Source organism: Paenibacillus zanthoxyli JH29 (assembly GCF_000520715.1).
GTDB classification, from domain to species: domain Bacteria; phylum Bacillota; class Bacilli; order Paenibacillales; family Paenibacillaceae; genus Paenibacillus_AQ; species Paenibacillus_AQ zanthoxyli.
Genome location: NZ_ASSD01000409.1, coordinates 1 through 6,461, shown reverse-complemented (window position 1 = coordinate 6,461; position 6,461 = coordinate 1). Strand labels below are relative to the sequence as shown.

Sequence of the window (6,461 nt, the reverse complement as noted above, 5' to 3'; positions counted from 1 at the left end):
CGGGTGCTGTATTGATAGAGGGAAAGGAATATTGCAGCAAAAAAAACGCCCCAAACGCTAGGTTCGGGGCGTGCTTTCTGATTTACAGCTTAACGACGTTCTCGGCCTGCGGACCGCGGTTGCCTTGAACGATATTGAACTCGACGCGTTGACCTTCATCAAGGGTCTTGAAGCCTTCGCTGACGATTGCGCTGAAATGCACGAATACATCGCTGCCGCCTTCAACTTCGATAAAGCCAAAGCCTTTGTCCGCGTTAAACCATTTAACTGTTCCTGTTTCCATTGTAGAAAACCTCCTTGTTTTTTGAACATGACCTTATTATTTACTTAAAAATAAAAAATCACATATTGCACAAAGTTATGCACTCAAAATCATAACCCTCTGCAATATGTGAGTCCAGGTCAAAATTCCAATAAATTAACTATACCATACTCCCTTAAATGATGCAACTCCATATTTAAACTTAATTTAAAATGCTTTCATAACGATGGCGCGGCCGCATCTGTTTACTCCAGCCACGCTTTCTTCAGCGCCTTGATGCCGTCGTTAATACGCTCCTCGGGTATTCCTCCGAAACCGAGAATAAATGACGGCTCCGTCCAGGCCGGACGGTTCCACCAGGTATAGCTCATCGGCGCGATCCGGGCGCCGGCCTTCCTTGCCGCCGCTGCAAGCTCCTCCTCCGCGCCGCCGCTCTTGACGGTAAGCAGCAGATGAAAACCGGCGTTCCTGCCGGACAGTGCCGCCGCATCTCCGAAATGGCTTTTTACCGACCGAATGACGGCGTCGTGCTTGCGCTCGTAGAGCTGGCGCATCCGGCGCAGATGCCTGCCGAAATGTCCCCGCTCCATAAAATCATGCAGCGCCATTTGATTCAGCCTGGAAGCGGAATGCTCTAGGTACAGTTCGTTCTTCAGGTGGTAATAGGCTGGAAGGAGAGCTTCGGGCAGAACCATATAATGCAGGCAGAGTGCAGGCGACACAGACTGCCCGAAGCTGCCCATATAAACGACGGGGCTGTGCTCCGCCAGTCCCTGCATGGAAGGAACCGGCCTTCCGTGATAGCGGAATTCACCGTCGTAGTCATCCTCGATCAGGATGCCGCCGTTGTTCATCGCCCACTCCAGCAGCCGCATCCGCCGCGCAATCGGCATCGTCATCCCGCAGGGAAATTGATGAGAAGGCGAGACATACAGGACTTGTGCCCCGCTCCTGATTAGGCGCTCCACATTCAAGCCGTCTTTGTCCAGCGGCAGCGGCACAGTGCGAAACCCATGTCTTTGAAAGGTGGAAGGGACCAGATGGTATCCGGGGTCCTCGAACCCTAGACAGTCTGAGCGCTCACGAAGCATCAGGGCGAGTAGGGAGGACAGTGTATACTGGTCGCCGCCGATTACGATTCGTTCCGCAGTGCAGCGAAGCCCCCGGAATTGGCGCAGATAAGAGGAGATGCTGTCCCGCAGGGCGGGTTCGCCCTGCGGATCGCCGTAATGCAGAATATCGCCCCGCCCCACCTGCTCCTGCAGCAGATTTCTCCAGATTTTATGCGGGAACAGGGTAAAGTCGTTTTTGGACAGATGAAAATCATAGGTATACTCCCGTTCGTCGCGGGCTGTGACCCGATAGGATACCGGAGCCGCTCTCCGCAGTTCCGCTAAATCATAGGGTTGTATGGCCTGCACATAATAACCGCTCTTCGGCCTGCTGACAATAAAGCCTTCGGCGAGAAGCTGCTGGTACGCGGTTTCGACCGGCGTGGCGCTGATATGAAGCTGGGCAGCGGCCGACCGGATCGAGGGGAGCCGCGCGCCGCCGGGAAGACTGCCGTTCATAATCTCCCGCTTGAGGAATTCATAGAGCTGAATATAGAGGGGGGCGCTTCCGGGATCATTCAGGCTGGGGAAGATCAGCATATCTTTTCTCCTTCATCTGTCCTTTGAAATTTATCGGATTTGTATATTTAAAGGGATGCAGTTATGAAATACCATAGCACTATCTTAGGAAATGGGAGATGAGCTTAATGCATGCGGCAGCCAGATTTTTGACAGGGGAACGGGTCTATTTGCGCCCGATTAATGCGGATGACGCGGAGTGGTACTATCATCAGTTATACGGTACCGAGACGAGAAGACTGACGGGGACACAGAAGATGTACACCAAGGAGCAGATCGAACGCTATGTTCTGGAAAAAGCGGATGATGCCTCCGCCGTGCTGCTGCTCATCGCTCTGAACGAAAATGATGAAACGATAGGCGATATTGCGATTCAGGACATCGACCGGATGAACCGGAACGCAAATATCCGCATTGCCGTGAGCGAAGAGCATCAGCAGGGCAAGGGCTATGGGCGAGAAGCGCTGCTGCTAATGCTGGAATACGGCTTCGGCATTCTGAATCTGCACCGGATCGAGCTTGAAGTATATTCGTACAATAAACGCGCGCACCATGTGTACGAGGGACTCGGTTTTAAAAAAGAGGGTGTACGCCGGGAAGCGCTGTACTATGATCATGAATACCATGACATCATTACGATGAGCCTGCTGGAAGAGGAATACAGGAAGAAGTTCCGCAGCGAAGGTCAAAAAAGGTCAAATCAATCGAAACACTAAAATTTTGCATTAAAAATGCCTGAAGACGCCGGAATTCGGCGTTTTTTGCGTTAAAATCGGTTTTGAGCATCAGAGGGGCAGGGTCTATAATAAAGGCATAAGGTCAAATAAAGTCAAAGTCAAGAAAGGGGAATGAAAGATGTTTGATTTGGTTCCTTTTGGTAAACGGCGTGAAGAGGCTTTTGGCCAACTGACGAAGTCCTTGAATGACATGTTCGGGGATGACTTCTTCGCTCCGTTCAAGAGTTCCACTTTGTCTTTCCGAACCGATATCCGTGAAAGCGACAATGCCTATCTGATCGAAGCCGAGCTGCCGGGCTTTGCCAAAGAAGATATCGAGATTAATTACACAGCACCGTATATGACGATTAAGGCTGTGCGCAAGGAAGAAACCGCCGAGGAAAATGAAGGCCGGCAGATCGTCCGCAAAGAACGCCGGTATGGTGAGTATGTGCGCAGATTCTATGTGCAGGACATCGAAGAAGGGAGCATCCGCGCTTCGCTGAAGGACGGATTGCTGATGCTTGAGGTGCCGAAGCGGCAGAACCCGCAGGGCAGACGCATTGAGATTCGGGACGGCGAATAATCGCCCAAAGCGGTAATGGAAGACACGTCAAGTGTTGAATAGTATACGAGGAGCGCATTGTAGATGGATATCCGGCTATAATGCGCTTTTTTTAAAATATAAGACTTTATACACTCCGCGCCTATCGTTTAGTCTTATATTTCTACGAGAAACGGATGCCCTCCTGTCTTGCGAGGACGGCGTAGCCGTTTCTTCTTGCGAAGCTGCTTCCGCCTTGGAACGGATTTGGATTACAGTGCCGTGAAAACGGGGAAATAATGAGTAGAGGGGAAGGGAGGGGGCTCGGATGGCGGAATCCGATTTCTATAGTGTGCTCGGCGTCAGCAGGGATGCGTCCAAACAGGAGATTAAAAAGGCGTACCAGAAGCTCGCCAAGCAGTGGCATCCCGATGTGAACAAGGACCCGAAAGCGGAGGAACGCTTCAAAAAAATAGCCGAGGCGTATGAAACGCTTGGGAACGAGGAGAAGCGCAAAGCCTACGATGAAGCTCTAAAATATGGCTTCGGACGCGGACCGTCGGGCGGAGGAACCTCCTGGGAATCGCCGTTCGGCGAGGGCTGGAGCGGCAGCTATTCTTTCAGCGGCGAGGACATTCCAGGCGGCGATCTGTTTGAGATGTTCTTCGGCGGCAGGGGAGCGGACAGCCGGGCGGGCTTCGACTTTTTCTCGGGCGGAAGAGGTTCGGGAGCCAGCGGCATGGGCGCTATGGACGGTATGGGCGGCATGATGGAAGCCCAACTCGACATTACGCTGGAGCAGGCCTATAAAGGCGGCAGCGTCACCGTCCAGGCCGGAGGGCGGACGGTGACCGTGAACATCCCGCCGCGCTCGGGTGACGGTACGGCGGTTTCTGTGCCGGGAAGCGGAGAACGCGGGCGTCAAGGAGCGGCCGATATACTGATCATCCTGCATATCCGTGCCCATGACACTTATGAAGTAAGCGGTGGAGACCTGCGGGGAATCCTGCAAATCGCTCCCTGGCAGGCCGTGCTTGGCGGAGGAGCGAAGGTAGCTTTGCCGGACGGAAGCGCGGTTAAGCTGAAGATTCCGGCGGGCATCCGCAGCGGCAAGACATTGCGGATACCGGGCAAAGGGCTGAAGCGGGAGAACGGAACGTATGGCGATGTGCTGTTTGACATCGAGATCACGGTTCCCGAATCGGTAAGCGAGGCAGAGAAGCAGCTGTACCGGCAGCTTGAGCAGACCTCCGGTTTTCAGGCAGGGGCCAAGAAGCGGAGTACGGACTCCCGGCGCGGAAGGACAGCGGCCGGGTGAACGGATACGGCAGGCGGACTGAAGAACAACGATCCAAGAAGGGAATGAGGCAGAATGGATTTCAATAAATTAACGCAAAAGCTGCAGGAGGCGGTTGCTTCCGCGCAATCGTTGGCTGCGGGTGCAGGTCACCAGGAAATCGATAATCCGCATCTGCTTAAAGCGCTGCTTGAACAGCATGAGGGGCTTCTTCCCCGGCTGCTGCAAAAGATGAACGTGCCGGAAGGCGAGCTGCTCCGGCGCACGGATGAGCTGCTCCGGCGCAGGGCCTCCGTAGGCGGCGCGGGCGCCGGAACGGTGCGGCGGTACGCTTCGAATGCGCTGATCGCCACGCTGGAACAGGCCGAGAAAGAAGCGGCGGCCATGCAGGATGAATTCGTGGCGGTGGAGCATGCGGTGCTGGCGATGGTATCCGGCAGCGGCGGGAATGCGGATATCCGCCGGATATTTGAGGCCCAGGGCGTGACGCGCGAGAAGCTGCTTCAGGTTCTGGCGGAAATCCGGGGCCATCAGCGGGTGACGAGCCGGGAGCCGGAGGCGACGTACGAGGTGCTGGAGAAGTACGGCCGCGACCTCGTAGCCGAGGTGCGCGCGGGCAAGGTTGATCCCGTCATTGGCCGCGACGGCGAGATCCGCCGGGTCATCCGGATTCTCTCCCGGAAGACGAAGAACAACCCGGTGCTCATCGGCGAGCCGGGCGTCGGTAAGACGGCGATTGTGGAAGGTCTGGCCCACCGGATTGTCCGGCGTGACGTGCCGGAGGGACTCAAGGACAAGACGATTTTCTCTCTCGACATGAGCGCACTAGTCGCCGGAGCGAAGTACCGGGGCGAGTTCGAGGAGCGGCTTCAGGCCGTCCTGAAGGAAATCAAGGAAAGCGATGGCCGGATCATCCTGTTCATCGATGAGCTGCATACGATTGTCGGCGCGGGCAAGACCGAGGGCGCGATGGATGCCGGCAACATGCTAAAGCCGATGCTGGCCCGGGGCGAGCTGCACTGTATCGGCGCGACGACGCTTGACGAATATCGCAAGTATATTGAGAAGGACCCGGCGCTGGAACGCCGGTTCCAGCAAGTCATGGTCAGCGAGCCGGACGTCGAGGACACGATCTCAATTCTGCGCGGCCTGAAAGAGCGCTTTGAGGTGCATCACGGCGTCAAAATCCATGACAGCGCACTCGTAGCAGCGGGCGTTCTGTCGAACCGCTACATTACCGACCGCTTCCTGCCCGACAAGGCGATTGACCTTGTTGACGAGGCCTGCGCGATGATCCGCACGGAGATTGACTCCATGCCGGGCGAAATGGATGAAGTGACGCGGCGGCTGATGCAGATGGAGATTGAAGAAGCGGCTCTCAAAAAAGAGACCGACGACGCCAGCAAACGCCGCCTGGAATCGCTCCAGCGGGAGCTGGCGGATCTCAAAGAGAAGCACCTGGAAATGACAGCCCGCTGGGAGAAGGAAAAGTCGGCCATTTCCGGCGTCCGCGAGCTGAAGAAGAAGCTGGAGCAAGCGCGCATGGATCTGGAGCGCGCCCAGGAAGAGTATGACCTGAATAAATCGGCCGAGCTGAGCTACGGCATCATCCCCGACCTTGAGCGGCAGGTGAAGGCGGCGGAGGAAGCGGCGCAGCAGGAAGGCGACTCCCGGCTGCTGCGGGAGGCGGTAACCGAGGACGAGATCGCCGACATCGTCTCCCGCTGGACCGGCGTTCCGGTCAGCCGCCTCGTCGAGGGCGAGCGAGACAAGCTGCTGCGTCTGGAAGAGACGCTGCATCAGCGCGTCGTCGGCCAAGACGAAGCGGTGTCGCTCGTCTCGGACGCCGTGCTGCGGGCAAGAGCGGGCATCAAGGACCCGAACCGGCCGATCGGCTCGTTCCTGTTCCTCGGTCCGACCGGCGTCGGCAAGACCGAGCTGGCGAAGGCGCTGGCGGCGGCGCTGTTCGACCGCGAGGACGGCATGATCCGCATCGACATGTCGGAGTACA

The 6,461-nt window shown here is 56.3% G+C and carries 6 protein-coding genes; 4 read left to right on the top strand and 2 right to left on the bottom strand.

Annotated elements, in window-relative coordinates; all coding sequences use genetic code 11:
• Window positions 1-82 precede the first annotated feature (82 nt).
• Window positions 83-283 (bottom strand): cold-shock protein, encoded by a 201-nt coding sequence (locus tag L691_RS0115450; protein WP_025332779.1) that lies wholly within the window; start codon window positions 281-283, stop codon window positions 83-85.
• A gap of 224 nt (window positions 284-507) precedes the next feature.
• Window positions 508-1,914, bottom strand: coding sequence for a MocR-like pyridoxine biosynthesis transcription factor PdxR (gene pdxR, locus L691_RS0115445; RefSeq protein ID WP_025691369.1), 1,407 nt, complete (start codon window positions 1,912-1,914; stop codon window positions 508-510).
• 107 nt (window positions 1,915-2,021) lie between these two features.
• Between pdxR and L691_RS0115440 the strand changes: the two genes are divergently transcribed.
• From L691_RS0115440 to L691_RS0115425, 4 genes are all read left to right on the top strand, one after another.
• Entirely contained in the window at window positions 2,022-2,609 is a 588-nt protein-coding gene (locus L691_RS0115440; protein WP_156934251.1) for a GNAT family N-acetyltransferase, read from the top strand.
• A gap of 139 nt (window positions 2,610-2,748) precedes the next feature.
• Window positions 2,749-3,195: an Hsp20/alpha crystallin family protein gene (locus tag L691_RS0115435; protein ID WP_025691367.1), complete on the top strand. Its 447-nt coding sequence runs from the start codon at window positions 2,749-2,751 to the stop codon at window positions 3,193-3,195.
• A 286-nt stretch (window positions 3,196-3,481) separates the two neighbouring features.
• Entirely contained in the window at window positions 3,482-4,471 is a 990-nt protein-coding gene (locus tag L691_RS0115430; RefSeq protein WP_025691366.1) for a DnaJ C-terminal domain-containing protein, read from the top strand.
• 54 nt (window positions 4,472-4,525) lie between these two features.
• Window positions 4,526-6,461 (top strand): AAA family ATPase (locus tag L691_RS0115425; protein ID WP_025691365.1); only part of this gene is annotated, 1,936 nt, incomplete at its 3' end.

Bases quoted from the DNA above. Each gene is read 5' to 3' on its own strand.
- pdxR (WP_025691369.1), bottom strand. From the start codon at position 1,914: ATGCTGATCTTCCCCAGCCTGAATGATCCCGGAAGCGCCCCCCTCTAT.
- L691_RS0115450 (WP_025332779.1), bottom strand. From the start codon at position 283: ATGGAAACAGGAACAGTTAAATGGTTTAACGCGGACAAAGGCTTTGGC.
- L691_RS0115440 (WP_156934251.1), top strand. From the start codon at position 2,022: ATGCATGCGGCAGCCAGATTTTTGACAGGGGAACGGGTCTATTTGCGC.
- L691_RS0115430 (WP_025691366.1), top strand. From the start codon at position 3,482: ATGGCGGAATCCGATTTCTATAGTGTGCTCGGCGTCAGCAGGGATGCG.
- L691_RS0115435 (WP_025691367.1), top strand. From the start codon at position 2,749: ATGTTTGATTTGGTTCCTTTTGGTAAACGGCGTGAAGAGGCTTTTGGC.